Raw genomic sequence first — 23655 nt, forward strand, 5'->3', positions numbered from 1 at the left:
CGGCCTACTCGCTGTTCCAGGCGGTCGAGTGCTGCTCGAAGTACGCCGGGTCGCTGTGCACCGGGATGACGCACAGCAGATGCCCGCCCGGGGCACGGAGCGTGTGACACCCCTGCCAGCTCGCGACCTCGATCGCGCCGAGCCCGGTCAGGCGGGCGACCTCGGCGGGGACGTCGTCGGTCTCGATGTCCAGGTGGTATCGCGGCTCGTCGTCGACCGACTGGATCGCGGTCACGTACCCTGGGACGGCGTCGTGCAGGCTGATGAACTGCGGCTCACCCTCCGGCGAAGACGTCCGTACGCCGAGAGCCTTGGACCAGAACGCCGTCGCGTCCGGCACCTCGTCCCGCTTGACGTCGATCAGAAACGTGGAAACCCGGCTCCGATGCATGAACTCAACCTATGTCGGCGGCTTGATCAGTCGTAAGTGGCTTGGGCCTGCCAGGTGGTTCGGTGGAGGGTGAAGAGCCAGGCGCGGGTGTCGGCGGTCTGGAACTGGAAGCGGGCCTGGCGGGACTCGGTGCTGGGGTCCCACCAGCGTTCCGCGGTGAGCCAAGGCCCGGCCCAGGCGGTGATCGGATGGATCTTGTTGCTGTCGGCAACTTGAACGCCGGGGCCGCGGGCCGGGAGCAGGGTGAACGCGGTGGGTACGCCGGACAACTCGCCGCGGGCACTGACCGACACCTGGGCGCCGTCCGCGGCGAACACCTTCGCGGGGATCGGCTCCGGGAAGACCATGGTCGGCGCCAGCGCCGGCCAGCGCTTCGCCGTACCGACGGAGCCGGTGATCGGGCCGGTGATCGAGCCGGGCCAGGGCTGGTCCGGCGGCCGCGCCGGGACCGCCGGATCACCCCACGGGACCAGCGTCTGCCGCTCCGCGAACCCACGACCGCCGCCGATCACCACCGACACCACCGCACCGTGACCGAGCATGCTCTGCACCCGCGACAACGCCCGGTGGATCCGCTCGTCCGGACCGCCGCCCCACAACCCGTCGGCATGCGCGCCGACCGGATCCGCCTGGTCCGGGATCAGCCGCACCCGGACGACCGGTGACGTCAGCTCACTGGTCGCCGTGCCGCTCCCCTGCAGTTGCCAGCGCACCCGGTCCACCACGTCCGCCGCGGTGAACCAGCGCGGGTGCAGCCACTCCCGCTCGTGGATCCGCCCGGACTCGGTGCCGACCTCGACCCGCAGCGTCGTACACACCAGCCCGAGCTCGGTCAGCCGGACGATCAGCTCGTCGGCGACCGCCCGGACCGCGAACGCGACCTGATCGACCCGGTCCACGGACGGCTCGAAGTCGAGCGTCCTGGCGAGCTCCGGCGGGATCTCCCGGCCGGCCACCGGGCGATCGTCGTACCCACGGGCCAGCCGATGGGCGAAGGCGCCGTCCGGACCGAACCGGGTCAGCACCTCGGTCCGGGGCAACTGCGCGAACGCACCCAGCGACCGCAGCCCCAGCCGGCGCAGCAGATCCGTGAGCGCCGGCTGCTCGAGTACGTCGACCGACAGCGGCGCGAGGAACTCCGGTGAACCGTCCGGCGGCACCACGTGCACCCGGGTCCGCGCGGAACTCACCCGGGCCGCCTGCTCCGCGGCGAACGGCCCGTCGGCGATCCCGATCCGGCTGCCGTGCACGTCGTACGTCTCGAGCCGGTCGAGCAGCTTCTCCGCGGCCGCCTCCTCGCTGCCGTAGAACCGCGCCGGGCCGCGTGCCTTCAACGCGCACATCCCCGGCCGGATCACCTGCACGCCCGGCGTGATCGCCTCCAGGCACGAGATCACCGGGTCGAACGCCCGCGCGTCGAGCACCGGGTCGTACTTCAGCACGACCAGCTCCGGGCACCGCGACTGCGCGTCCCGGGCCCGCTGTCCGCGCCGCACCCCTTCGGCGCGCGCGGTGGCGGAGGTGGCGAGCACCTTCCCCTTCTCCAGTACGGCGATCGGCTCGTCCGGTGAGCGCCCGGCCGCCACCGCGGCCGCCGCCACCGGCCAGTCCGGCACCCAGATCACCATCGTCCGGGTCAGCCCGTTCGTCAGCCCATTCATCAGCCCGCCCATCAGCCCGCCCATCAGCCCACTGCGCCGATCTGGTCCGCCCACTCCTCCGGCCGGGCTTCCGCGGTCCCGGTGGAGCGGATCGTGCCGTCGGGGGCGGGCAGCCAGAGCTCGTGACGAGCCCGGACGGCGGCGCGCCGGCCGGTCACCGCGACGGTCGCGCGGCGGGCGGTGAGCAGACCTTCGCCGTCGCCGAGACCGGTCCAGGTGTTGCTCTCGATCTCGAACCGGGCCTCGCTGCCGGGCCAGGACCCGTACGCGATCAGCATCGCGCCGCGGGTCCGGAGCCGTGCGGCGAGCCGGGACGCCTCCCCCGGTGTCACGTCGCCGGGCGGGCGGACGACCACCACGGTCAGCGCGTCGACCAGCGCGGCGACGACGCTCAGCCACTCGGGCCCCGGATCCGGGACCAGCACGAGACGCTCCAGGTCCACCCCGAGCCCGCGCGCCGCCTCGGCCCCGAACGACGGCACGCCGACAACACCGCACCAGGCGCCCTCCGCGGACGGACCGGCCATCAGCGCCATCACCAGCGCGGCACTCCCCCGCACGGAGTACACCGAACCGCCGCGCAGGCTCGCCCCCGCCAGCAGCTCACCCACCGCCGGATGCGTCGGCAGCTCCCGATCCACCCCTGCCGTGTCCAAGGCCTGCTGCACCCGAGCCACCGAAGGCCCTTCGGCGGCAGCCTTCAGCAATGACTTCTGGGCAGACTTCCTGTCCTTGGCCTGAGCGAGGAGCAGACGGGCCTGGTCGAGTGCCGTGACCCGACTCGCCGTTGCCTCGCTCCCCGTCATACTCCCATGTTCGAACACCTGTTCGAACAAGTCAATCCGGTCGTCCACAGCCCCCAGCGCATAGGGTGGGAGGCATGCCGAGGACTATTGCGACCAATACCAAGGTTGGGCTCGACGGGTTGCTGGAGTTTGTGCGACCGCGTCATCACATGCTGCTGATGACCACCCGGGCCGACGGGACGGTGCAGGCTTCGCCGGTGTCGGGCGGGGTGGACAGCGAGGGCCGGATCGTCATCTCGTCGTACCCGGAGCGGGCGAAGAGCACGAACGTGAAGCGGGCCGGCAAGGCCAGTGTGGTCGTGCTGTCGGACGAGTGGAACGGCGCGTGGGTGCAGGTGGACGGCAGCGGTGAGGTGATCGAGCTGCCGGAAGCGGTGGAGGCGCTGGTCGACTACTACCGCTCCATCTCCGGTGAGCACCCGGACTGGGACGAGTACCGCGAGGCGATGGTGAAGCAGGGCAAGTGCCTCATCCGCATCACCCCGGAGCGCTGGAGCCCGATCGCCACCGGCGGCTTCCCAGCACATCTCGCTGACTAGATGCGTACGGCGCTGGTAGTCCACGCACACCCCGACGACGAGGTGTTCGCCACCGGCGCCGCCACGTCCGTACTGAACGAGCAGGGCTGGCACGTCGTACTGCGGGTCGCTACCGCCGGCATGCACGGAGCCCTGGATCATCTCGGCGCCTCCTGCGCGCTGCTCGGGATCAACGAGTGGGACTGGCTGGGAGCGGTGGACCAGTGGGTCGACGACGGCGGTCGCAGTGGACCACGGTCATTGGCCGCGGCATCGCCGGACGACGTGGCCGAAGCGATCGAGGTCGCGGCCGCCGTGATCGAGCCGGAGCTCATCCTCACAGTCGGCAGTGACGGGCTGACAGGTCACCCGGACCACATCGCCATCTCACAAGGGGTGCAGCGCGCACTCCAGCGCGTCGACTGTCGTGCACTGGGTGCACGCGTGAGAGCCCAGGACGTGCGTGCGGGTGAGCAACTGATCCAGCAACTCGCACCGGGTCAGCAGGTCGGGTCGGGCCGTGTCAAAGGGTGGGTCAAAGGGTGGGTCAAAGGGTGGGTCAAAGGGTGGGTCAAAGGACGCGATGCGCCGCTGGAGGAGATCGGCGGAGCATCCGAGCAGCGACGGCGGCGGGCACTGGACGAGTACTACGACGGCCTGGGCACCAAGCCACTCCAGGAGCTCCTAGGAGTGCACCGGCCGAGCAGCGACGGGCTGCTGCTGCGTGCGGTGTTCGACGCGACCGGCTGGCAGCACGACCGCTTCGAGGAGCTCACTGCCCTTACTGCTTCGAGCGACGCGCCATCGTCTCGGTGATGCGTTGCATGGCGCCTTCGAGGTGCTCGCGCAGCGCTGCCTCCGCACCCTCTTCGTCGTGCGCCAGGCACGCGTCGAGAATCGCCTGGTGCTCGCGACGGGTCTGCTCGATCCGGGCCTTGGTCTGCCGCGAACCGAACCGGTAGCGCTCGCTGTTCTGCCAGACCGGCTCGATCGCGCGTGGCAGCCACCGCGAACCGCCGGCCCGGTAGATCGCGAAGTGGAACTCGGTATGCGCCTGCCGGGACGCGATGTTGTCGCCCAGCTTCGACAACCGGACATGCTCGGCCAGTGCGGTCCGCGCGGCCGCCGCGTCCGAGTCCGAGAAGCGTGTCGCGGCGGCACGGACGGCCAGCGACTCCAGTGCCAGCCGGGTCTCGTGGGTGTCGCGCAGGTCCTCCATCGACAGCTCACGCACCCAGGCGCCCTTGTGCGGAACGATCTCGACCAGTCCGAGCGCCGCCATCCGCCGGAGCCCTTCCCGGATCGGCATCTGGCTCATGTCCAGCCGCTTGGCGAGCTCCTCCAGCCGGAGCGCCGTACCGCTGGGAAGTTCGCCGGACAGGATGAGTTCGTGCAGCTCGGCGGCAGCTTCCTCGGCGAGCGTACGACGCCCGGTCGGTCCCCCGGGCGTGAGCTCGAGTCGTCGGATCATCAGTAGCGGGCTGCCTCTCTCCTCTTGAGCTCTGGAGGTACCGTAGCCGCCGACCGGGTATCTGGAAGCCTTCGACGAGAGATTGCTCAGCTCAAAGCCCAGCAAACATGAGCGGTCTAGGCCACTGACGCTTTCTCAGAGACCTGTCAGATCGATCAGAATCCGCCCTGCTTGCCGGTCCAGCACGTCACCGATTCGCTCTGCCGGTACGACGTCGTAGTCCGCTCGCCAGGACACCGCAGCGATATCGGCCAGCGCCTGACCGACCGCATCCGGTGCCAGCGTGGTCCGCTGCAGGTTCACGGGCAGCACCCGCAGGTCCCGGCCGATCAGCTGGTGCAAGTCGATCGTGGTGAACTCACCCGCCTTGTAGCCCAGTGCGGCGATCCGTCCGCCCGGAGAGATGTGCCCGAGCACCCCACCCGCCACCGGACCGCCCATGGTGTCGATGACTGCGTCGCACCACGGAAGCTCCCGGCCCACCTGACCGAGGCCGTCCACACGGACCAGTTGATCCACCACTCCGGTCGCACCGTCGGCACGGTCGTCCAGCGACACCAGACCGATCACCCGGGACGCACCCGCCGACCGTGCGATCACAGCACACATGTGGCCGACCAGACCGGTGACGCCGGTGACCACGACCGTCTCACCCGCTTGTACGGCGGCAACCCGTCGTACGGCGGTGTGCGCCGTCAACGCCGGCGTCATCAACGCGAGCGCCGTACCCGGCTCCAGCGACGACGGCAGGCGGTGTACGGCGGCATTCGGTACGACGGCGTACCCGCCCCAGACACCGTCCCGTGTCACGCCGACGCCCTCGCCACGGACCACGACCGGCGCGCCCGCCTCAAAAGCGTCCGAGCTCACCACCACACCGGCTCCCTCGGAGCCCGGCATGAACGGCCGAGACGGCATAGTCGGCTGCTTTCCGGCCAGTGTCGACCGGTCCAATGGAGTCACCGCGGCCAGCCGCATCTCCACCAACGTCTCACCCGGACCAGCGGTCAGCTCGACCTCTTCGGCCTTCAGCTGCTCTCCCGGTCCATGACTGCGCAGGACAGTCCCCCGTGTACTCACGCTTCTTCCCCGTTCCCCACGATTTGATATCTGATCACAACCACGACCAGACGCAGTCCACGTCTCACCACTCGGCGACCTCCTTCGCCAGCGGCCGGGTCAGCACCTCGGCCGCGGCGGACCGGGCGGTGGACACCTCGTCGCTGCCCATCGGGAACGGCCAGTCGCTCCCGGCCAGCACCCGCTCGGGCCCGAACATCTTGGTCAGCAGCTCCAGTACGGCGTCGTCGTGGACCAGGTCGTCGACGTAGAAGCGGCGCAGGGCCTCGGCCACCGGCAAGGACACCGGCTCGATCCCCGGGCGTTCCTGGTCGATCCCGCGCTGCCACCGTCCGGCGACGGCCGCCGTCACACCACCCCCATGGCACAGACAGAACCGGATTCCCGGGAACCGCCCCGGCACGTCCGCGAAGACGAGCGAAGCCGCCGCCAGTCCGGTCTCGTACGGATTCCCCAACAGGTTCGACAGGTAGAACGAATCAAGGCGCTTGTCGTCACTGTGTCCCGGGTGAATCAGCGTGAACGCCTCCAGCGCGTCCAGCACGCGCCACACCGGATCCAGCCCGGCGTAACTCGGCGTACCGAGGGCAAAACCGCTGAAGACGCCTTCACTGGCCAGCCCGGCAGCTACAGAGGGTGCAGCCGGGTCGAGCAGCGGCAGGTGCCCCAGCACGCGCAGCTGCGGTGTGGCGAGCTCCCGGAGCCCCTGGTTCACCAGCTCGGTCCACTCGAGGCTGGCGTCGTACCGGAAGAGCGCCGGCGGCACTGAGACCACAGCACCGTCCAGGTCCTGTGAGGAGATCCAGTGCAGCAGTGCGGCCGGGTCGGCGAGCCGGCGCAGCGGCAGCCGCTCCCCGTCGACAACCAGCGAGCCGCTGTCGACGGACAGCCCGAACTCACCCCGGTGCGCCGCCGCCAGCACGGTCGGCGGGATCAGGTGCGTGTGGACGTCCCAGCCGGCCATGTCAGCGGGCGTCCTCGTCGTTGTCGTAGAAGTCCGGACGCTCCGGGTAGTGCGGACCGTCGTACACCTCCAGCAGGACAGAGGTCTCCTCGGCCCGCGTCGGACCGTGCACGACGCCCTTCGGGTTCCAGTAGAAGCTGCCCTTGGTCAGCGTCGTCCCGGTCGGCAGGTACACGTACCGGCCGGACAGGCAGAACATGAACTGGTTCGAGGCGTGCTTGTGCTCCGACGGGATGCCCGAGCCCTTCTCGAACCGCACCAGTGCGATCGACGCCTCGGTCACCGGGTCCCGCCACAACATCTTGTGGGACAGACCGTCCAGCGACTTCTCCACCCACTCCAGGTCCCCCGTCTGCAGCAGGATCTCCTGCAACGGTTGGTCAAAACTCATGGCACCTCCCGACCTGTGACCCGGGTGTACAGCTTCTCCGCCACACCAGTACCCATCGGAGCTACTGCGGCGATGTGACCGTCCGGGCGGATCAGTACGACGCTGTCCGCCGGTACGCCGTACCTCTTCGTGGCGACACTGCCCGGATCGAACAGGGCCCTGTCACGTAGACCGGAGTCGTGCGGCGCATCCCACCGGGACACCGCGTAGTGCTGCAACGCGGGCGACTCGTTCACCGGGATCTCGGGGCGGCGCCGTACGTCGGTGAAGTAGAGCGCCACGAACGAGTCGCGACACAGGTCGTGGATCGACGTACGACCGGTCGGGCTCTGCAGCACCAGGTCCGGCGCCCGGTCCCCCGCCCGTACGGCGGGCGGCGCGGCGGACGTAGCCACCATCGACCAGTCGCCCACACCCTCGACATCCAGCCGCACGCTCAGCAGCGTCCGGTTGTACGCCGTAGCCCACGCACCTGTCTGCTCGGTGACCGCACCCTGCTGGAAGGACATGTATTTGCGCGCCGCCTCGGCCATCTCGCCCGAGCCTTCGACCGCCACCGGACGCTGCTCCTGCTCGTACCCGTCGAGCAAGGTCTCCGAGGCCCAGCCGCGCAGTACCCAGGCCAGCCGCCACGGCAGGTTGGACGCGTCCAGCGCACCCGTGTTCAGACCGAGCGCCCACATCGGAGTGATCAGGTGTGCCGCGTCACCCATCAGGAAGACCTTGCGGTCCTTGGTCCACTGCTCGGCGACCCGGTGGTGCACGTTGTAGACGACCGAGCCCATCAGCTCGATCCGGTCCACCTCACCGATGAACTGCTTCACCTTCACCAGCAGGTCCTCGTCACCCGGCGCGTCGGCGCCGGGTGCCAGCGGGAACAGGAACCGCCAGTTGTCCGGCTGCCGGATCAGCACCATCCACTCGGACTTGTCCGCGAAGTAGGCGAGGTACGGGTAGTCCCGGGCGTTGTCGACGTCCAGGTCCACCACGACGTCGATCAGCATGTACCGCTCGGGCAGGGTCTCCCCCACCACCTTCACCCCGAGCGCATCACGGATCCGCGAACGCCCGCCGTCACAGGCCAGCAGGTACGACGCTTCCAGCTCCCGCGGACCGTCAGGGGTCTCCAGCTGCAGCACGACGCGATCGTCGCGGACCTCGAACGACGTCATCCGGTGCCGCGTCCGCACCGGCTCCGGAAGAGCTGCCGCCAGCAGCGGCTCCATCTTCTGCTGCGGCAGGTTGATGACGAACGGGAACTGGGTGTCGTTCACCAGCTCGGCCAGCTGCACCGAGGCACGGGGAGTGTTGGTGGCCCGGTCGATGTCGCCGATCTCGTCGATCCGCAGCGCGGCGCCGAGGATGCCGTCGACCGCGCCGTACCGGTTCCAGATCTCCAGCGTCCGGCTGAGCGTCGTACCGGCCTTGGTGTCGGACGACAGGACGGCGTCCTCTTCCAGCAGCACGTACGGGATGCCGTAGTGCGCGAGACCGAGCGCGGTGGTCAGACCGATCGGTCCGGCACCCACCACGGCAACAGGCAGCTGTTCAGTCACTTACTACTCCACAAAGCTCGTGAGCTTGGCAAAGGCACGTTCCCGGGTCAGCAGCGACCCGGTCATCGCGGCCGCGTCGGACAGCAGGAACAACAACGGGCCGACCACATCCTCGGGGTCGCCGATACCTATGGTGTCCTGCCAGTGCTCCCGCTCCGCACTGGCGTTCGCACCTCGGAACTGCTCGGTGTCGATCACGCCCGGCGCGACCACGTTCACCCGGACCCGGTCGCCGGCCACCTCCACGGCGAGCGTCTTAGCGAACGCCACCAGCGCCGCCTTGCTCGCCGCGTACGCCGCAGCGCCCGCAAACCCGGTCGACGCCATCCCGGACGTGAACACCACTACCGAACCGGACTGCTGCGCCACCATGTGCGGTACGACGGCCTGACACGCCCAGACCACACCGTCCAGGTTCACCTGCAACGTCCGGGTCCACTCGGCCGCATCCATCTCCAGCACCGGCGACCGCGGCTGCACCGCCGCACCGGCGACCAGACCGTCGATACGCCCGTGCCGCTCCAGCACACCCGCGACCGCAGCCTCGACCGCGGACCGGTCAGCCACGTCCACCATGACGTGCTCGACACCCTCCACCGGTGCAGTGACGTCGAAGACAACCGCCGTACCACCTGCAGCGTTCACTGCGGTGACCAGCGCCGCACCGATGCCCTGGGCGCCACCGGTGATCACCACGACCTCACCGGTCGCGTCGAAACGCACCTTCACGGCGTCTCCTTCTTTGACGTCATGGTCTCGGTGATCCGTTGGAACGCGCCGGCGAGGTGACTGCGCAACGCCTGCTCGGCCGCGTCCGGGTCCCGTGCCACGCACGCGTCCAGGATCGCCTGGTGCTCCTGCCTGCTCCGCTCGATCAGGAACGCGGTCGGACGGCTGCCGAACCGATAGCGCTCGCTGTTCTGCCAGACCGGCTCGATTGCTCGCGGCAACCACTGTGAACCACTGGCCCGGTAGATCGCGAAATGGAAGTCCGCGTGAGCCTCACGCGCACCCGTGGAGTCCTCGGCGCGTGACAACCGGAGGTGCTCGGCCAGGGCGGCCGCTGCCTTCGTCAGGTCCTCTTCGGTGAAGCGGAGTGCAGCAGCGCGTACGGCGAGACTCTCCAACGCCAGCCGCGTCTCGTGCGTGTCTCGCAGGTCCGACAGCGACAGGTCACGTACCCACGCGCCACGATGCGGGATGATCTCGACCAGCCCCAATGCCTCCAGCCGACGCAGGCCTTCACGTACCGGCATCTGGCTCATCTCGAGCCGACTGGCCAGCTCCACAAGGCGAAGAGGCGTACCACTGGGTAGCTCACCGGACAGGATCAGCTGGTGCAGCTCTGCGGCCGCGTGCTCCGCGAGGGTACGGCGACCACTCTTGCCGCCACCTGGCAACAGCTCCAACGGCCCGCTCATCCACGTCCTCGCTTCGCTGCGGGCGCGGATGAGCGTGGCTCGCTGTGCTTGATTGTGGACTCGCTTCGCTCGCCCACGAGCGTCACCCGGTTGCGTAGTGAGCCGAGCTTGTCGGACCGGGTGACGATCACGTCGCCGTCCTGCAGGAAAACCTGTGGCTCGCGGGCATTTCCGATACCGGCCGGCGTACCGGTGAGCAGCAGGTCGCCCGGGCGCAACGTCATACCGAACGACAGCTCACTGATCAGCGTGGCGACGTCGAACGCCATCTGCCGCGTCGACGCGTCCTGCCGCACCTCGTCGTTCACCAGGCACTGCAGGTGGATGTCCTGCGGGTCGCCCACCTCGTCGGCGGTGACGATCCAGGGACCCAGCGGCATGGTGTCGTCGATGCTCTTGCCCTTCAGCCACTGCCCGCCGTGCGCACGCTGCAGGTCCCGCTGCGAAACGTCGTTCGCGAGCATGTAGCCCCAGACGTGGCCGAGCGCCTCGTCGACCGGGATGTTCTTGCCGGTCTTGCCGATCACCAGCGCGACCTCGGCCTCGTAGTCCCACTTCGCGGAGATCGCCGGGTCCCAGGCGATGTCGTCGTACGGGCCGATCACCACGTCCGGACCCTTGGTGAAGAACGTCGGGTGCTCGGGCCGGTCCACGTCCTGGCCCTCACGCTTGCCCTTGCTCTCCTCGAAGTGGTCCCAGTAGTTCCAGCCCGTGCACAGGATGTCGCGCCGGAACCGCCGCAGCGGCGCCCGCAGAATCCCTTCACTGTAAGGGATCTTGTCCACCACCTCGGCCGGGCCGGCGATCACCTCGGTCAGATCCGTTGCGTCGAGCAACAGAACCGCATCGCCGTCGAGTACGCCGGGCTGTTCGCTCCCGGCGTGCTCCACCATCACGTACTTCATCTCAGGTCCACTCGACGCCACGCATCACGAGTTCCCCCCAGGTCATGCGATCACGGCGATCGCGTTGATCTCGATCAGGTAGTCGGGGTGCGCGAGCTTGCTGACCTCGACCATCGTCGAGGCCGGCAGCGGCTCGGTGAAGTACTGCGCCCGGACCTCGTGGATCTTGGCGAAGTCCTCCATGTTGCGCACGTAGACATCCACTCGGCAGACGTCCGCGAGCGTGCCGCCGGCCGCTTCGACCGCCGACTTCACGTTCTCGCACACCTGCCGGGTCTGTTCGCGGACGTCCCCGACGCCCGCGATGCTGCCGTCGGGCCGGCGGGCGGTCATCCCGGAGACGAACACCAGCCGCCCGGTCGCCTCGATGACGGTCGCCTGCGAGAACACCCCGTTCGGGCTCCGCAGCGCGTCAGTGGACACCTGTGTTTTCGGCATCAGCTCACACCATCCTCGACGGGACAACGGCGCCGACTGCGCGTGCGGTCGCCAGCAGCCCGTCCAGTCCCGACCGCTCGATCCGTACGCCGTTGCGCCGCTGCTGCGCCGCCCGCTCGGCCTCGATCTCCCCCGGCAGGTACAGCCGGTTCACCCCTGGCGCCGTCGCACTCCCCCGGACCCGGGCAGCCAGTCCCGACGAGCGGCGCTTGAAGTCTTCGACGCCGCCCATCAGCTCCGGGTCGATCGCCAGGAACAGGTGCGCGCAGTCGTTCGGCCGGTCCGGCTCCCGGTACAGCGGGCGGACCTGGTCGCCCCACCCGCCGCCGCTCAGGACGCCGGTGAGCACGTCGATCATCAGCGCCAGCCCGAAGCCCTTGTGGCCCGCGGCCGGCAGCAGCATGCCCAGCACCGCCTCGTCCGGGTCGGTGGTCGGCGTGCCCGAGGAGTCGGTGGCCCAGGTGTCCGGGATCGGCCGCCCGGCCGAGGCCGCGAGCCGGATCTTGCCCAGGGCAACAGCCGACAACGCCATGTCCAGGACGATCTCCACACCGTTCGTGGTCGGCACCGCGATGGCGAGGGGGTTGTTGCCGACCAGCCGCTCCGCGCCACCCGGGGCGGGCATCAGCGGCGTGGTGTTCGACATCGCGATACCGATACGCCCCGCCTGGCCGGCTTGCATCGCCCAGCGGCTGGCCGCACCGAAGTGGTGGGCGTTGCGCACCGAGACGATGCCGATCCCGTACCGGCCGGCGCGCTCGATCGCGTGCCGCATCGCCTGCGGGCTGGACAGCTGGCCCATCCCGCCGCGGGCGTCCACCACCATCGCGGCACCGGCGTCGAACAGGATGTCGAGCTCGCGTTCCCTGGTCACACCGCCGGCGTTCAGGCGTTCGACGTACATCGGGACCAGCATCACGCCGTGCGAGCTGACGCCGCGCAGGTCGGCCTCGACCAGCGCCGTGGCGATCTCGGTCGCGTCCGCGGACTCGAATCCGAGCGCCGTGAACACCCCCGCCACGGTCGCCTCCAGCCACTCCGGCCGAACCAGCACCCGCCGATCCGCATCAGAAGCCTGAGCCGTCATCGCTTCTCCTGTGCCCAGGGCAGGAGCCAGTGCTCCAGTAGGACCAGGGCGTAGAACAAGGCGATGCTCATCACGCTCAGCAGGGTGATCGCGGCGAACGCGAGGGTGGTGTCCGCGCTCGCGCCGGACTGCTGGATCACATACCCGAGTCCCTTGGTCGCGCCAACGAACTCGGAGATCACCGAACCGATCACCGCCAGCGAGATCGCCACCTTGAACCCGGTGAAGATCTGCGGCATCGCGTACCGCAGCCGGAGCTTGAAGAACTCCTGCGCCCGGCTCGCGTTCAGCGACCGCATCAGCTCGACCAGCTCGGTCGGCGTCGACTTCATGCCCTGCGCGGTCGAGATGACGATCGGGAAGAAGCACATCAGCAGCACCATCACGACCTTCGGCCACTGCCCGAAGCCCATCCAGATCACCAGCAGCGGCGCGATCGCCACCTTCGGGATCGAGTTCACCATCAGCAGCAGCGGGTACGCCAGCCGCTCGAGGATCACCGAGCGGACGATCACCAGCGCGATCGGCACACCGATCACGATCGCGAGCAGGAAACCCTCGATCGTCTCGAGCAACGACGTACCGGTCTCCTGCAGCAGGTAACCGGGCTGCTCGAAGAACTTGACCACCACGTCCCACGGGCTCGGCAGCAGGTACGGCTGGATCGAGAACGCGACCGTCGCGCCCCACCACAACCCGATCGCCGCGGCCAGGCCGATGATCGGGAGTACGACGGCGGCCACCGGGGAATCGGTCAGCCAGGTCCGTTTGGGCATCGTCCGCCGGGTCGTCACGGCCGCACCTCGTCGACCGGACGCACCTCGCCGGCGTTCTCGCCGACGTCCTTTTCAGCGAGCAGCGCGTGCAACCGGCCGCTGATCGCGGCGACCTCGGTCAGGTGCGCGTTCTGGCCGAGGCTGCGCGGCCGCGGGATGTCGATGTCGACGACCTCCCGCATCCGGCCCGGCCGCGGGGTCAGCACGACCACCCGGTCGGCCAGGAGGACGGCCTCCTCGATCGAGTGCGTGACGAACACGATCGTGGTGGACAGCTCCATCTTGATCCGCTGCAGCTCCTCGGACAGCTCGGTCCGGGTGAGCGCGTCGAGCGCGGAGAACGGCTCGTCCATCAGCATCACCTGCGGGTCGCGGATCAGCGACCGGCACAGCGACACCCGCTGCTGCATGCCACCGGACAGTTCGTGCGGCAACCGCCGCTCGAACCCCTGCAACCCGACCAGCTCGAGCAACTGACGGGCCCGATCCCGGTACGCCGCCTTGCCGCGATCGCCCTGGCCCTTGTCGATCTCGACCGGCAGCATCACGTTCGACAGCACCGAACGCCACGGCAGCAGCGCCGGCCGCTGGAACATGAACGAGACGTCCCGGCGCGGTCCGGTGACGGGCTCCCCCGCCACCTGAACCGCACCGGACGTCGGGGGCAGCAGTCCCGCGATCAGCCGGAGCAGCGTGGACTTGCCACACCCGGACCGGCCGATCAGCGTGACGAACTCACCGCCGCGAACGTGCAGGTCGATCTTCTCCAGGGCGGTCACCTGGCCCTCGCGTCCGTCGAAGACCTGTCCCACGCCGTCCAGGCGAATCATCCGGTTCCAGTACTCCTAACCTCAGCTCTTCGGCGCGAGGCTCAGCGTCACGAGATCCTCGGGCTTGACCGCGCCCTTGCCGATCGCGTTCGACTCCTCGAGCAGCGAGATGACCTTCTGCACCCGCTCCTGCGTGACGTCGCCCAGCGGACCGTCAAAGCCCGCAGGCTTGATGTAGTCCTTCATGATCTTCAGTTCCGCTTTGGCGACGTCGACATCGGTGTTCGGCACGTACTTCTTCAGGATCTCGGCGGCGCCGTCCGGGTCGTCGTACGTGTCCTGCAGGCCCTTCAGCAGGGCGTTGGTGAACTTCTTCACCTGGTCCGGGTGATCCTTGGCCATGTCCGTCCGGGTGATGATCGCGTTCCCGTACAGGTCCGGCAGGGCCTTGCCGTACGGAAGCACGACCGCCTTGCGGTGCTTGTCCTTGTCGGCCTTCTCGATCAGCGGCTGGCCGACCACGAACTGCCCGATGCCCTGAACCTTGCCCGACGCCAGCAGGGCCGGCAGCCCGGGCGGCGGCGAGGGGAGGAAGGTAACCGACGCCGGGTCGATACCGACCGCCTTGGCGTAGACCGGGAACATCACCGTGTTGGTGGAGCCAGGCTGGTCGCCGATCGTCTTGTTGGGCAGGTCCTTGGGGCTGTTGATGCCCAGTCCCTCGAGCGACATGATCGCGGCCATCGACCGCTGGTGGATCATGCCCGCCGTGGTGATCGGGAGCTTCTGCTTGGCGAGGGTGATCGCGATCGCGGTGAAGTCGCCGATGCCGTAGTCGGCCTGACCGCCGGCGACCAGCTTCATCACGTCGACAGTGCCACTGCCGGGCGTGATCTTGACGTCGAAACCGGCGTCCTTGAAGTACCCCTTCTCCAGCGCGACGTACGCGTACGCCTCGCGCCCGAAGGTGTTGAACGACGTCAGGTAGTTGACCTTCTGCAACCCGTCGCCGCCGGCCTGCTTGCCGCCGTCGTCGTTGTTGCACGCACTCACCAGGGCGAGCCCCAGGACCGCCATCAGGGCGATGACGGAACGCCTCAACCTCATATCGACCTCTCTCGTCCCGATATTTGATCAAACATCAAATCCGGAAAGGTGGTCAATCCACCCGCGGGGTCTTCACGGGGACTTAACGTCCACCGCGCCGGGTCCTCGCGATCCTGCTGACCACCCGTCCTGGAGCCGTTCCCCATACCTGTCCGAAAACACATCCTGTAACCGGACGGGCACCCGCCCCGACCACAGACCGTACCTGCCGCAGCAGCAGATCGCGACGCCCGCAGAGGCCGAACTCGGCGACACACCGTCAAATTTGCGTAAACCTCAACTTCTTTCGTGACCCAGCCCACCCGGTCCCGGCCGGAATCACGGGTTTACCTCCGTTCACTCCGGGGAGGGAGGTGGCGGTCGCCCGGCTTTGACAGGATGTGACGGTGTGGGAGGTGGGCGAGAGGTGACGCGACGGGTGTGGCGGGCGATCGGTTGCCTGTGGCGTCCGTCGACGTACCTGCGCTGGGTGTACCTGCTGCTGGGCGCCGCGCTGGTCCTGGCGTTCATCCTGGTCGGCAGCGCGCTCGGCGCGGTGGTCTCCGATCTCGGCCTGCCGAAGGTTGCCACCAGCACCATCTGGGTCCTGATGGCCCTGGTGCCGCCGATCGTGCTCGGCCTGCTGCCCGCCGTCCGCGAGGTCGAGGGCATCGCGGTCGAGTCGTTGCTCGCAGTGCGGTTCGAGGAGCGGCCGCTCGGCCCGGCGCGGACCTGGCCGCAGCGGCGGCGGACCACAGTGTGGTTCTGCCTGCATCTGCTGGCCGGCGGCATCGTCGGCATCCTCAGCACGATCGTGTTCGGCCTCGGCGCGATCTGGCTGGCCGTGCCGTTCCGCTCCCCCGGTGCTCGCGACGTCGTCCCCGGCTGGTCGTACGATGTCCACGGCGACTGGACCGACCTGTGGATGCCGGCCGCCGCGGTCGCCGGTCTCGTCGGGCTGTTCCTGCTGTCGGCCGCCGTCGGCGCCCTGCTGGCGTACCTTGCGCCCCGCGTGCTCGGTCCGACAGCGGCGGAGCGCATCGAGCTCCTCGAGAAGCAGACCGCGACCCTTGCCGAGCGCAACCGTCTGGCCCGCGAACTGCACGACAGCGTCGGGCACGCGCTGAGCCTGGTCACGATCCAGGCAGCGGCCGCGCGCCGCGTGCTGGCCAGCGATCCGGAGTTCGCCGAGACCGCGCTGGCCGCGATGGAGACCTCCGCCCGCGCGGCGCTGGCAGATCTCGACCATGTGCTCGGTCTGCTCCGTGACGACCGGCGGCCAGGCTCCCGGACCGCGCCGCAGACCACGCTCGGGGGTCTGGACCGACTGGTCGACGCCACCCGGGCCGGCGGGATCACGATCGAGGTCGAACGGTCGGGCGCGCTGGACCAACTACCGGCCGCGGTCTCCCGGGAGGCGTACCGGATCGTCCAGGAGGGGCTGACCAACGCGATCCGGCATGCCGGACGCCCGGCCGGCGAGCTGACCGTGCACCTGTCGATCTGCCTCGACGCATCCGGCCTGCGGCTCCTCGTGACCAACCCCGTGACCAACCCCGTGACCAACCCCGTGATCAACCCCGTGAGCGGCACGTCGGATCATTCCGGGGGCGGCCGCGGGTTGGCCGGGATCCGTGAAAGAGTCGCCGTACTGCGAGGAACCGTCGACGCCGGCCCGGTCACTCGGCACGGCGACCCGGGATGGCAACTGGCAGTGCGGTTACCCGTCAGCGTGACGAAGGGCTGAGATGAACCTGTCGGTGGTCGTGGTCGATGACGAGCCGCTGATCCGTAGCGGGTTGCGGGCCATCATCAACGCCGAGGAGGACCTCACGGTCGTCGGTGAGGCCGGCGACGGGGCGGAGGTGCTCCCGCTGGTCCGTCGTACCGGTGCGGACGTCGTACTGATGGACGTCCGGATGCCCGCGGTGGACGGCATCCAGGCGACCCGGCTGCTGCTGGACAGCCTCGACCCGGCGCCGCGTGTCCTGGTCGTCACGACGTTCGAGAATGACGACTACGTGTACGACGCACTGCGCGCCGGAGCGTCCGGGTTCCTGCTCAAGCGGACCCCGCCGGACGACATCGTCGCGGCGATCCGGACGGTCGCGAAGAGCGAGTCGTTGCTGTTCCCGGAGGCGATCCGCGCGCTTGCTCTCGCCCACGCCGGCGCCCCGGCAGCGAGCGGACTCGACCGGTACCAGCTCACCGAGCGCGAGCAGGAGGTGCTCCGGCTGATGGCGCGCGGACTGTCGAACGCGGAGATCGCCGCGGAGTTGGTTCTCGGCCTGCAGACGGTCAAGACGCACGTCGCGAACGTGCTCGCCAAGCTCAACGCCCGGGACCGCACCCAAGCGGTGATCCGCGCCTACGAGTCAGGCTTCGTGCCGCTGCACTAGGTAGCCGGACTAGGTGCTAGCCGGGTCGTCGGCTTCGGCGAGGGTGCAGGCGTTGTGCAGCGGGTCGACGGCGTTGGCCTTCATCGCCAGGCGCTGCAGAAGCATCCGGAAGCTGGACCGCTCCGACTCGTCGAGGATGCCCAGCATCTCGTCCTCGGTGGCCCGGAGCCGCCGCTCGAGGTCACACAGGGCCTCGTGGCCTTCGTCGGTCGGCGCGATCAGTCGCGCCCGGCGGTCGGCCGGGTCCGGCCGGCGCTGCACCAAGCCCGCCTTCTCCAGGTCGTCGAGCAGGTAGGTCATCACAGTTCGGTCGACGCCGAGCTGAGCGGCCAGGTCGAGCTGCCGTTTCGGCCCCTCGGCGCTCGTCGTGGCGAGCACCTGGTAGCCGCGCGGTCCGCCGGGTAACCCTTCCAGGGCCGCCGCGGCCGCTTTCGCGTACCGCCGGAAGACGACGCCCAGCGCCCAGCCGAGGTCGGCCTCCACCGGTGCGCCACTGGCGACGGCGGGCTCGACCCCTCGCGTACCTCGGGTCGCGACGTCGGGCGGAGTACTGGACATGTCCCCATCGTACGTGGTGTACGCCACCCGGAATACGATCTGACTTGAATATGTTCTGCTCCACAGACTATCTTCGAGGCAGCTCAATAGAGCACGCCCCCTCAACGTGATGGAGAACGAATGAGCACCCTGCTACGCGTCGACGCCAGCATCCGGCTGGACGGCTCGGTGTCCCGCGCGCTCGCGGACAGCGCCGAGGCTGCCTGGAAGGCTGAGCACCCGGACGGTGTCGTGGTACGGCGTGACCTCGGACAGCACCCGCTGCCCGCAACCGCGTGGCCGACGCTGGCCGCGGCCCAGCTGGGTCAGGAGCCGGTCGAATCGGACCGGATGCCGCTCGCCGAGGCCCAGGCGATCGCCGACGAACTGACCGCGGAGATCGTGAACGCCGACGCGGTCCTGCTCGCCGTACCGATGTACAACTACGGCATCGCGCAGAACGTGAAGACCTGGATCGACGTGCTGGTGATCGACAAGGATCTCGCCTTCGGTTCGCGCCCGCTCGTCGGCAAGCCGGCGATCTTCGCCATCGCCCGGGGCGGCGGCTACGGTCCCGGCTCGCCGAAGCACGGGTGGGACCACGCCACGCCGTACCTCGAGCGCATCTTCGGTGACGTCTTCGGGATGAACATCCGGACCGCCGCGGCGGAGCTCACCCTGGCCCCGGTCACCCCGGGCATGGAGGAGCTGATCGACGCGTCCAAGGTCTCGGAGTCCGAGGCGCACGTGGAGGCCGAGAACCACGGCACCGTCGTAGCCCGCGAACTCATCGGCGGTCAGGCGGCCTAGGTCCTAAGTCCGTGACCACGTCGAGAGCGTGACCGACAACGTGACGATCGCGGGCTCCGGGAGTACGGCGATCTGCTGCAGCAGCTCGTGATAGTTCAGGTGGCGCGCGCTCGGCGTCATCAGCACGAGCTGCTCCACGGCCGAGCGGTCGAGGCGCATGGTCTCCTCGACCAGCTCGGTGCCGACGCGCTCGAACTCCCCCGCGAGCGACTCCTCCAGCCGGCGTTCCTTCAGCTCGTCGACGCTCACCATCCCTAGTACGTCGACGAGCTCGCCGAGATGCTGCTGGTTCGGCGTGACCACGAGCAACCGGCCGCCGGGGGCCAGTACGCGGGCCATCTCGGCGGCGTTGCGTGGGGCGAACACGTTCAGCATCAGCTGAGCCGACCCGTCCATCAACGGCAGTTCGCGCCACGCGTCGCACACCACGGACGCGATCCGCGGATCCGCTCGGGCCGCGCGACGGGCGGCGTACTTCGACACGTCCAGCGCGATCCCGCGGCGGTGCGGGGACAGGCCGAGGACACCGGACAGGTAGTAGGCGGTGCCGGCGCCGACCTCGACGACCAGGTCGTCCTCGCCCAGCCCGGCCTCCAGGATCAGCGCGTCCCGGATCGGTGCGTAGTGGCCGGTGCCGAGGAAGACCGTGCGAGCGCCGACCATCCCGGCCGAGTCGCCCTCGATACCGTTCGAGGCCGACGGCAACAAGTTCAGGTAGCCCTGCTTGGCCACGTCGTAGGCGTGGCCGCGCGGGCAGCGCGCCGTACGGTCGTCCAGCGCGAGCCGGTCAGCACACACCGGACAGCGCAGAACGGCCACGAGGTCAGCTTGCACGCGGCCTAGGTTATGTCGCGGCTGGTGATCCTCGCCCAGGCGGCGGCGTAGAAGACGACCAGGTAGCCGCCTTGGAGGAGCAGGTTGCGGCCTATCTCGTGCCAGTACGGCGGGTCGCGCAACAGGTCGGCGAACGACTGCCAGCGATAGACCAGCAGCCACGGGTGGATCGCGTGCAACTGCGGGATCGCGGTCAGGATACCGAGCACGATGAACGTGCCGAACGTCGCCGCCATCGCGGCCAGCGGCGTCGAGGTCAGCGACGAGACGAACAGGCCGATCCCGGCGAGTCCGAGCAGCGACAGCGAGATCACGACGGCGATCCCGAGCGCCCGGACGAGGCCTTCGCCGAGCGATACGGTCGAGCCGGACAGCAGCAGGACGTCGCCGACCGGGAACAGGATGAACCCGACGATCAGGCCGGAGATCCAGATCGTCATCGTCGCGGCCAGGCAGAAGACCGCGAGGGCGACCATCTTGGCCGCGAGCAGCCGGGACCGGCCGGCCGGCGCGGTGAGCAGGTTGCGTAGCGTGCCGAGGCTGGCCTCACCGGCCAGTGACTCCCCCGAGATCACGGTCACCGCGGTCGGCAGGAAGAACGGCAGCGACAAGCCGAGGCTGGCGACGATCAGGAACAGGCCGTTGCCGGCGATCTGCCCGATGAACCCCTCGGCGCCGGTGTCCGAGCCGGCGATCTTGATCGCGATCCCGATCAGCAGCGGTACGGCGGCCAGCACCCCGAGCCCGACCTGGGTCCGGGTCCGCGCGAACACCAGCCGCAGTTCGGAAAGGAACAACGCGAGAGTGTGCCGCCCCGCAGTCGGTCGTTGTGCATCGACCAGCGGGCCCTGTTCGGCTGTTGCTTCATTCGGCGACATCGAAGCCCTCCCCGGTGAGTGCCACGAAGGCGTCTTCGAGGCTGGGGCGTTCCAGGCCGAAGCCGTGGATACGGACGTCGGCGGCCACCAGTGCCGCCGCGAACTTCTCGATCGGCAGCTCACCTGGGTCGCCCTCGACCGTGTCACCGCTCGTCTTCAGATCCGTCACGCCCAGCCCCTGCAGCGTCTCGGCCGCCGTCCCGGCATCCGGCGTACGGACGACCAGCCGCGGGCGGAGCTCGGCGCGCAGGTCCTCGACCGTCGACTGCCGGAGCAGCTTCCCGCGGCTCATCACGGCCGCGTGGGTACAGACCTGCTCGACCTCGGCGAGCAGATGGGTCGACGTGAACACCGTCGTACCGTCGCTCGCCAGCTCCTGGATCAGGTGCCGGACCTCGCGGGTGCCCTGCGGGTCGAGGCCGTTCGTCGGCTCGTCCAGCACGAGCAGCTCGCGGCGCTGCATCAGTGCGACCGCGATCGCGAGCCGTTGCCGCATGCCGAGCGAGTACGCGCGGACCTTCTTACCGGCCGCGTTCGACAGCCCGACCCGTTCGAGCGCCTCGCCGGCGCGCGCCTTCCGGGTCTTCGGATCGGCAGTGCGGTCCGCCGCGTCGAACCGCAGCAGGTTCGCCTGGCCGGTCCAGAACGGATAGAACGCCGGACCTTCGACCAGCGCGCCGACCCGGGGCAGGACCCGCAGGTGCGCCTTCGGCATCGGCTCGCCGAGCAGCTCGACCTCGCCGGACGTCGGCGCGATGAGGCCGAGCAGCATCCGGATCGTCGTGGTCTTCCCCGACCCGTTCGGGCCGAGGAAGCCGAACACACTGCCGGCCGGCACCTCCAGGTCGACCGCGTCCACCGCGACCTGGCCGCTGTGGAACCGCTTGGTCAGCCCGTGGGTGACGACCGGCGCGCTCGTCATCTGGCTGTTCAGCGGGGGGCCTTCGCCGCAGCGGCCTGCAGGGTGTCCGGGGTGACCAGGCCGACGAAGACCCGGCCGTCGTCGGTGATCAACGCACTGACCATCTTGCTGGTCAGCACCTTGCCCTTGCCCCACGTGCCCGACACGGTCGGCGCCTTCGCGAGCAACTGCGCGAGCGGGCCGTTCCCGGTCAGCTGGCCGGTCAGTTGACCGGTCTGGGCGCCGCGGATCATCGCGACGCTCTCCCAGCCCTCACCGATCACGGTCGGCTCGTCCGCCTTCGCCGTACCGGGCTTGAGCTGTTTCGGCGTGAGCTGTTTCGGCTCGACCTGCTTCGGGGCGACGCGCTTCGGTCCGAACTGGGACGGCACCTTCTTGTCCGTGACCTTCACACCCTGCGGCGGGGTGAACGTGAACGTGCTCGCCGCCGGTACGTCGAACGACACCGAGCTGAAGCCCACCTCGACCGCGGGGTTGTTGCCGGTCCGCGGCATCACCGTCACGTCCAGCGGGACCCAGGTCTTGGAGTCGATCGCCAGCGTCACGGAACCCACGGTCGTCTTGTCGGTCTTCGGCACCAGGCGCAGCTTGTACGCATCCCGGCCTGCGACCTTCTCGGTCCCGCTGACCTCGACCTTGGTGGTCGGGTCGATCGCGTCGAGGAACCGCTTGGCGACGGCCTGCGGGTCGTACGACGGCATTGCCTTCTCCGGCTTGGCCGTCTTGTGCTCGGGGACCGTCAGTTTCACGGCCTCGCGCCGGGAGGAGTCGTACGCCCAGGCGGACTTGCCGTCGGTGGTCCAGACCCGCTCGGCCTGGTTGTCGAGCACCGAGACCCGCGCCTTGTCCGGGCTCGCGAAGGCGACCCGCGCGGTGTGCTGACCGCTCAGCATCTCGGTCAGCTGCTCACTACCGGCCGGTGCGCCGGGGATGGCCGGCAGGCCCAGGTCCGCGTCCGAGCGGACCGTGCCGCTGAGGCCGTCGACCTTCGCCGTCTGCACCTTCGCGAGCAGGTCCTGCGCGGAGATCCCGGGCAGCTTCGGCGAGGCATCCGCGACCACTGGTCCGAGTGCCCCCACCCCTGCCACTACCGCGACTGCCGTGACCGGAACCAACCACCGTCGACTGCGCTGCGCTACGCCCATGAATACAGCCTCGCACCGGGCCGGACCGGAACCAAGCCCACTCAGGGTAGGTTCACCCGAAAGAGTGAGCCCGGCGTACGACCGTGGTCGTACGCCGGGCTCAGCTAGCACTCAGGTCGGTCCGGCTAGCGGCTCTGAAGGGCGTCCAGAGCGACCGTCATCGCGGCGGCGACGCGGAAGTCGAGGCGCTCGTCCTGGACGGTGATCCGGTAGCGGTCCCGGACCGACATCTTCCGCTCCACCGACAGCACCGGCTGCCCGCTGGACCGGTCGGTGAAGTCGAAGTGGAAGATGAACGGCAGCGGGATCTCCCCGATGAACGGCACGAAGTCCCAGACCCGCCGGACGATCGCGACGGTCTGGTTGCGCTCGGTGCCGTCCGCCTCGACGCCCGGCGCGCTGAGCTGCCAGCTGGACCGGAGCAGGCTCTTGCCGAACTCCTTCTTGAACCAGCCGATCGCCTGCCCGTCGGCGTCGTACACGTCGTACCCGGACCCCAGGTCGATGGTCTTGCGGGCCTTGAACGAGAACACCGGCTGGGTCTTGGTGTCGTCGCTGTAGAACGTCACCTGCTCCTTGAACGCCATCCGCTTCTGCTGCGCGAACGCAAGCAGCGCCCCGTCGGTCCCGTCCGGGTTGGTGGCGATCAGCTCGTACTTGTTCGCCATCAACGTCACACGCTGCTTCATCGAGAACGCGGGCACGTACATAGGTCCGGTCACTAGGGCACCATCCTTGCTGTGGGCACCGATATGGTGCTTGCTGTTGGGACTCGGCGGGAGCCGGGGTGACGGTCTAGGTCGGTCGCT

General features: G+C 69.1%; 27 protein-coding genes. 5 read left to right on the plus strand and 22 right to left on the minus strand.

The features are described from left to right. Positions 1-4: 4 nt before the first annotated feature. Genes EV651_RS39890 through EV651_RS39900 form a run of 3 tightly spaced genes read right to left on the minus strand, consistent with a single transcriptional unit; the run spans position 5 to position 2858 of the window. The gene (locus EV651_RS39890; RefSeq protein WP_133791218.1) at positions 5-391 is read right to left on the minus strand and encodes a VOC family protein; all 387 of its coding nucleotides are present in this window, start codon (positions 389-391) and stop codon (positions 5-7) included. 26 nt (positions 392-417) lie between these two features. Further along, positions 418-2076, minus strand: a complete 1659-nt coding sequence (locus tag EV651_RS39895) for a DNA polymerase Y family protein (RefSeq protein WP_238157517.1) — start codon at positions 2074-2076, stop codon at positions 418-420. Then, positions 2076-2858: a hypothetical protein gene (locus EV651_RS39900; protein WP_238157518.1), complete on the minus strand. Its 783-nt coding sequence runs from the start codon at positions 2856-2858 to the stop codon at positions 2076-2078. The genes EV651_RS39895 and EV651_RS39900 overlap by 1 nt, the downstream gene beginning before the upstream one ends. 74 nt (positions 2859-2932) lie before the next feature. Between EV651_RS39900 and EV651_RS39905 the strand changes: the two genes are divergently transcribed. Together EV651_RS39905 and EV651_RS39910 are read left to right on the plus strand one after the other, a co-directional pair. After that, positions 2933-3397 (plus strand): PPOX class F420-dependent oxidoreductase, encoded by a 465-nt coding sequence (locus EV651_RS39905; protein ID WP_133791219.1) that lies wholly within the window; start codon positions 2933-2935, stop codon positions 3395-3397. Beyond that, on the plus strand, positions 3398-4192 hold the full coding sequence (locus EV651_RS39910) for a PIG-L family deacetylase (protein WP_133791221.1): 795 nt from the start codon (positions 3398-3400) through the stop codon (positions 4190-4192). On the opposite strand, the gene EV651_RS39915 is transcribed toward EV651_RS39910, so the two are convergent. The 13 genes from EV651_RS39915 to EV651_RS39975 all read right to left on the minus strand — a co-directional run bounded on the left by EV651_RS39915 (position 4158) and on the right by EV651_RS39975 (position 15342). Then, positions 4158-4847 (minus strand): GntR family transcriptional regulator, encoded by a 690-nt coding sequence (locus EV651_RS39915; protein ID WP_133791223.1) that lies wholly within the window; start codon positions 4845-4847, stop codon positions 4158-4160. The genes EV651_RS39910 and EV651_RS39915 overlap by 35 nt on opposite strands. A gap of 135 nt (positions 4848-4982) precedes the next feature. Next, positions 4983-5927: a zinc-binding alcohol dehydrogenase family protein gene (locus tag EV651_RS39920; protein WP_133791225.1), complete on the minus strand. Its 945-nt coding sequence runs from the start codon at positions 5925-5927 to the stop codon at positions 4983-4985. A gap of 64 nt (positions 5928-5991) precedes the next feature. Further along, positions 5992-6891, minus strand: coding sequence for an amidohydrolase family protein (locus tag EV651_RS39925; protein ID WP_133791226.1), 900 nt, complete (start codon positions 6889-6891; stop codon positions 5992-5994). 1 nt (position 6892) lies between these two features. After that, complete coding sequence (locus EV651_RS39930; protein ID WP_133791228.1) at positions 6893-7282, minus strand: cupin domain-containing protein; 390 nt, start codon at positions 7280-7282, stop codon at positions 6893-6895. Beyond that, entirely contained in the window at positions 7279-8838 is a 1560-nt protein-coding gene (locus EV651_RS39935) for an FAD-dependent monooxygenase (RefSeq protein ID WP_133791230.1), read from the minus strand. Before EV651_RS39935 ends, EV651_RS39930 begins: the two co-directional genes overlap by 4 nt. Before the next feature lie 3 nt (positions 8839-8841). Next, positions 8842-9567, minus strand: a complete 726-nt coding sequence (locus EV651_RS39940) for an SDR family NAD(P)-dependent oxidoreductase (RefSeq protein WP_133791232.1) — start codon at positions 9565-9567, stop codon at positions 8842-8844. Further along, positions 9564-10259, minus strand: a complete 696-nt coding sequence (locus EV651_RS39945; RefSeq protein ID WP_133791234.1) for a GntR family transcriptional regulator — start codon at positions 10257-10259, stop codon at positions 9564-9566. The genes EV651_RS39940 and EV651_RS39945 overlap by 4 nt, the downstream gene beginning before the upstream one ends. Next, positions 10256-11164, minus strand: coding sequence for a fumarylacetoacetate hydrolase family protein (locus EV651_RS39950; protein ID WP_133791236.1), 909 nt, complete (start codon positions 11162-11164; stop codon positions 10256-10258). Before EV651_RS39950 ends, EV651_RS39945 begins: the two co-directional genes overlap by 4 nt. Before the next feature lie 42 nt (positions 11165-11206). Next, on the minus strand, positions 11207-11602 hold the full coding sequence (locus EV651_RS39955) for a RidA family protein (RefSeq protein WP_133791238.1): 396 nt from the start codon (positions 11600-11602) through the stop codon (positions 11207-11209). Positions 11603-11606: 4 nt separating this feature from the next. After that, the gene (locus tag EV651_RS39960; RefSeq protein ID WP_133791240.1) at positions 11607-12689 is read right to left on the minus strand and encodes an Ldh family oxidoreductase; all 1083 of its coding nucleotides are present in this window, start codon (positions 12687-12689) and stop codon (positions 11607-11609) included. Further along, positions 12686-13483 carry an ABC transporter permease gene (locus tag EV651_RS39965; RefSeq protein WP_238157519.1) on the minus strand — a complete coding sequence of 266 codons (798 nt, stop codon included), beginning with the start codon at positions 13481-13483 and terminating at the stop codon, positions 12686-12688. The genes EV651_RS39960 and EV651_RS39965 overlap by 4 nt, the downstream gene beginning before the upstream one ends. Next, positions 13480-14295 (minus strand): ABC transporter ATP-binding protein, encoded by an 816-nt coding sequence (locus EV651_RS39970; RefSeq protein ID WP_133791241.1) that lies wholly within the window; start codon positions 14293-14295, stop codon positions 13480-13482. Before EV651_RS39970 ends, EV651_RS39965 begins: the two co-directional genes overlap by 4 nt. Before the next feature lie 21 nt (positions 14296-14316). Further along, positions 14317-15342, minus strand: coding sequence for an ABC transporter substrate-binding protein (locus tag EV651_RS39975; protein WP_133791243.1), 1026 nt, complete (start codon positions 15340-15342; stop codon positions 14317-14319). A gap of 406 nt (positions 15343-15748) precedes the next feature. Between EV651_RS39975 and EV651_RS39980 the strand changes: the two genes are divergently transcribed. Together EV651_RS39980 and EV651_RS39985 are read left to right on the plus strand one after the other, a co-directional pair. Further along, positions 15749-17068, plus strand: coding sequence for a sensor histidine kinase (locus tag EV651_RS39980; protein ID WP_238157520.1), 1320 nt, complete (start codon positions 15749-15751; stop codon positions 17066-17068). Between the two features lies 1 nt (position 17069). Beyond that, entirely contained in the window at positions 17070-17720 is a 651-nt protein-coding gene (locus EV651_RS39985) for a response regulator transcription factor (protein ID WP_133791245.1), read from the plus strand. A 9-nt stretch (positions 17721-17729) separates the two neighbouring features. Here EV651_RS39985 and EV651_RS39990 read toward each other — a convergent pair whose 3' ends face one another. Then, positions 17730-18278, minus strand: a complete 549-nt coding sequence (locus EV651_RS39990) for a MarR family winged helix-turn-helix transcriptional regulator (protein ID WP_133791247.1) — start codon at positions 18276-18278, stop codon at positions 17730-17732. A 120-nt stretch (positions 18279-18398) separates the two neighbouring features. Here EV651_RS39990 and EV651_RS39995 point away from each other — a divergent pair, with 120 nt between their 5' ends. Continuing rightward, positions 18399-19067: an FMN-dependent NADH-azoreductase gene (locus tag EV651_RS39995; RefSeq protein ID WP_133791249.1), complete on the plus strand. Its 669-nt coding sequence runs from the start codon at positions 18399-18401 to the stop codon at positions 19065-19067. Positions 19068-19070: 3 nt separating this feature from the next. On the opposite strand, the gene EV651_RS40000 is transcribed toward EV651_RS39995, so the two are convergent. The 5 genes from EV651_RS40000 to EV651_RS40020 all read right to left on the minus strand — a co-directional run bounded on the left by EV651_RS40000 (position 19071) and on the right by EV651_RS40020 (position 23568). After that, the gene (locus tag EV651_RS40000) at positions 19071-19901 is read right to left on the minus strand and encodes a putative RNA methyltransferase (protein WP_133791251.1); all 831 of its coding nucleotides are present in this window, start codon (positions 19899-19901) and stop codon (positions 19071-19073) included. Positions 19902-19906: 5 nt separating this feature from the next. After that, the gene (locus EV651_RS40005) at positions 19907-20779 is read right to left on the minus strand and encodes an ABC transporter permease (protein WP_133791253.1); all 873 of its coding nucleotides are present in this window, start codon (positions 20777-20779) and stop codon (positions 19907-19909) included. Beyond that, complete coding sequence (locus tag EV651_RS40010) at positions 20766-21701, minus strand: ABC transporter ATP-binding protein (protein WP_133791255.1); 936 nt, start codon at positions 21699-21701, stop codon at positions 20766-20768. The genes EV651_RS40005 and EV651_RS40010 overlap by 14 nt, the downstream gene beginning before the upstream one ends. A gap of 8 nt (positions 21702-21709) precedes the next feature. Next, complete coding sequence (locus EV651_RS40015; protein WP_133791257.1) at positions 21710-22846, minus strand: outer membrane lipoprotein carrier protein LolA; 1137 nt, start codon at positions 22844-22846, stop codon at positions 21710-21712. 125 nt (positions 22847-22971) lie between these two features. After that, entirely contained in the window at positions 22972-23568 is a 597-nt protein-coding gene (locus tag EV651_RS40020; RefSeq protein ID WP_238157521.1) for a hypothetical protein, read from the minus strand. Positions 23569-23655 lie beyond the last annotated feature (87 nt).

It is taken from the genome of Kribbella sp. VKM Ac-2571 (assembly GCF_004362255.1).
In the GTDB taxonomy this organism is placed as follows: domain Bacteria; phylum Actinomycetota; class Actinomycetes; order Propionibacteriales; family Kribbellaceae; genus Kribbella; species Kribbella pratensis.

Coding starts and splice junctions, on each gene's coding strand:
- EV651_RS39890 (WP_133791218.1), bottom strand. CDS start 391: ATGCATCGGAGCCGGGTTTCCACGTTTCTGATCGACGTCAAGCGGGAC.
- EV651_RS39895 (WP_238157517.1), bottom strand. CDS start 2,076: ATGGGCGGGCTGATGGGCGGGCTGATGAATGGGCTGACGAACGGGCTG.
- EV651_RS39900 (WP_238157518.1), bottom strand. CDS start 2,858: ATGACGGGGAGCGAGGCAACGGCGAGTCGGGTCACGGCACTCGACCAG.
- EV651_RS39905 (WP_133791219.1), top strand. CDS start 2,933: ATGCCGAGGACTATTGCGACCAATACCAAGGTTGGGCTCGACGGGTTG.
- EV651_RS39910 (WP_133791221.1), top strand. CDS start 3,398: ATGCGTACGGCGCTGGTAGTCCACGCACACCCCGACGACGAGGTGTTC.
- EV651_RS39915 (WP_133791223.1), bottom strand. CDS start 4,847: ATGATCCGACGACTCGAGCTCACGCCCGGGGGACCGACCGGGCGTCGT.
- EV651_RS39925 (WP_133791226.1), bottom strand. CDS start 6,891: ATGGCCGGCTGGGACGTCCACACGCACCTGATCCCGCCGACCGTGCTG.
- EV651_RS39930 (WP_133791228.1), bottom strand. CDS start 7,282: ATGAGTTTTGACCAACCGTTGCAGGAGATCCTGCTGCAGACGGGGGAC.
- EV651_RS39945 (WP_133791234.1), bottom strand. CDS start 10,259: ATGAGCGGGCCGTTGGAGCTGTTGCCAGGTGGCGGCAAGAGTGGTCGC.
- EV651_RS39950 (WP_133791236.1), bottom strand. CDS start 11,164: ATGAAGTACGTGATGGTGGAGCACGCCGGGAGCGAACAGCCCGGCGTA.
- EV651_RS39955 (WP_133791238.1), bottom strand. CDS start 11,602: ATGCCGAAAACACAGGTGTCCACTGACGCGCTGCGGAGCCCGAACGGG.
- EV651_RS39960 (WP_133791240.1), bottom strand. CDS start 12,689: ATGACGGCTCAGGCTTCTGATGCGGATCGGCGGGTGCTGGTTCGGCCG.
- EV651_RS39970 (WP_133791241.1), bottom strand. CDS start 14,295: ATGATTCGCCTGGACGGCGTGGGACAGGTCTTCGACGGACGCGAGGGC.
- EV651_RS39975 (WP_133791243.1), bottom strand. CDS start 15,342: ATGAGGTTGAGGCGTTCCGTCATCGCCCTGATGGCGGTCCTGGGGCTC.
- EV651_RS39985 (WP_133791245.1), top strand. CDS start 17,070: ATGAACCTGTCGGTGGTCGTGGTCGATGACGAGCCGCTGATCCGTAGC.
- EV651_RS39990 (WP_133791247.1), bottom strand. CDS start 18,278: ATGTCCAGTACTCCGCCCGACGTCGCGACCCGAGGTACGCGAGGGGTC.
- EV651_RS39995 (WP_133791249.1), top strand. CDS start 18,399: ATGAGCACCCTGCTACGCGTCGACGCCAGCATCCGGCTGGACGGCTCG.
- EV651_RS40005 (WP_133791253.1), bottom strand. CDS start 20,779: ATGTCGCCGAATGAAGCAACAGCCGAACAGGGCCCGCTGGTCGATGCA.
- EV651_RS40010 (WP_133791255.1), bottom strand. CDS start 21,701: ATGACGAGCGCGCCGGTCGTCACCCACGGGCTGACCAAGCGGTTCCAC.
- EV651_RS40015 (WP_133791257.1), bottom strand. CDS start 22,846: ATGGGCGTAGCGCAGCGCAGTCGACGGTGGTTGGTTCCGGTCACGGCA.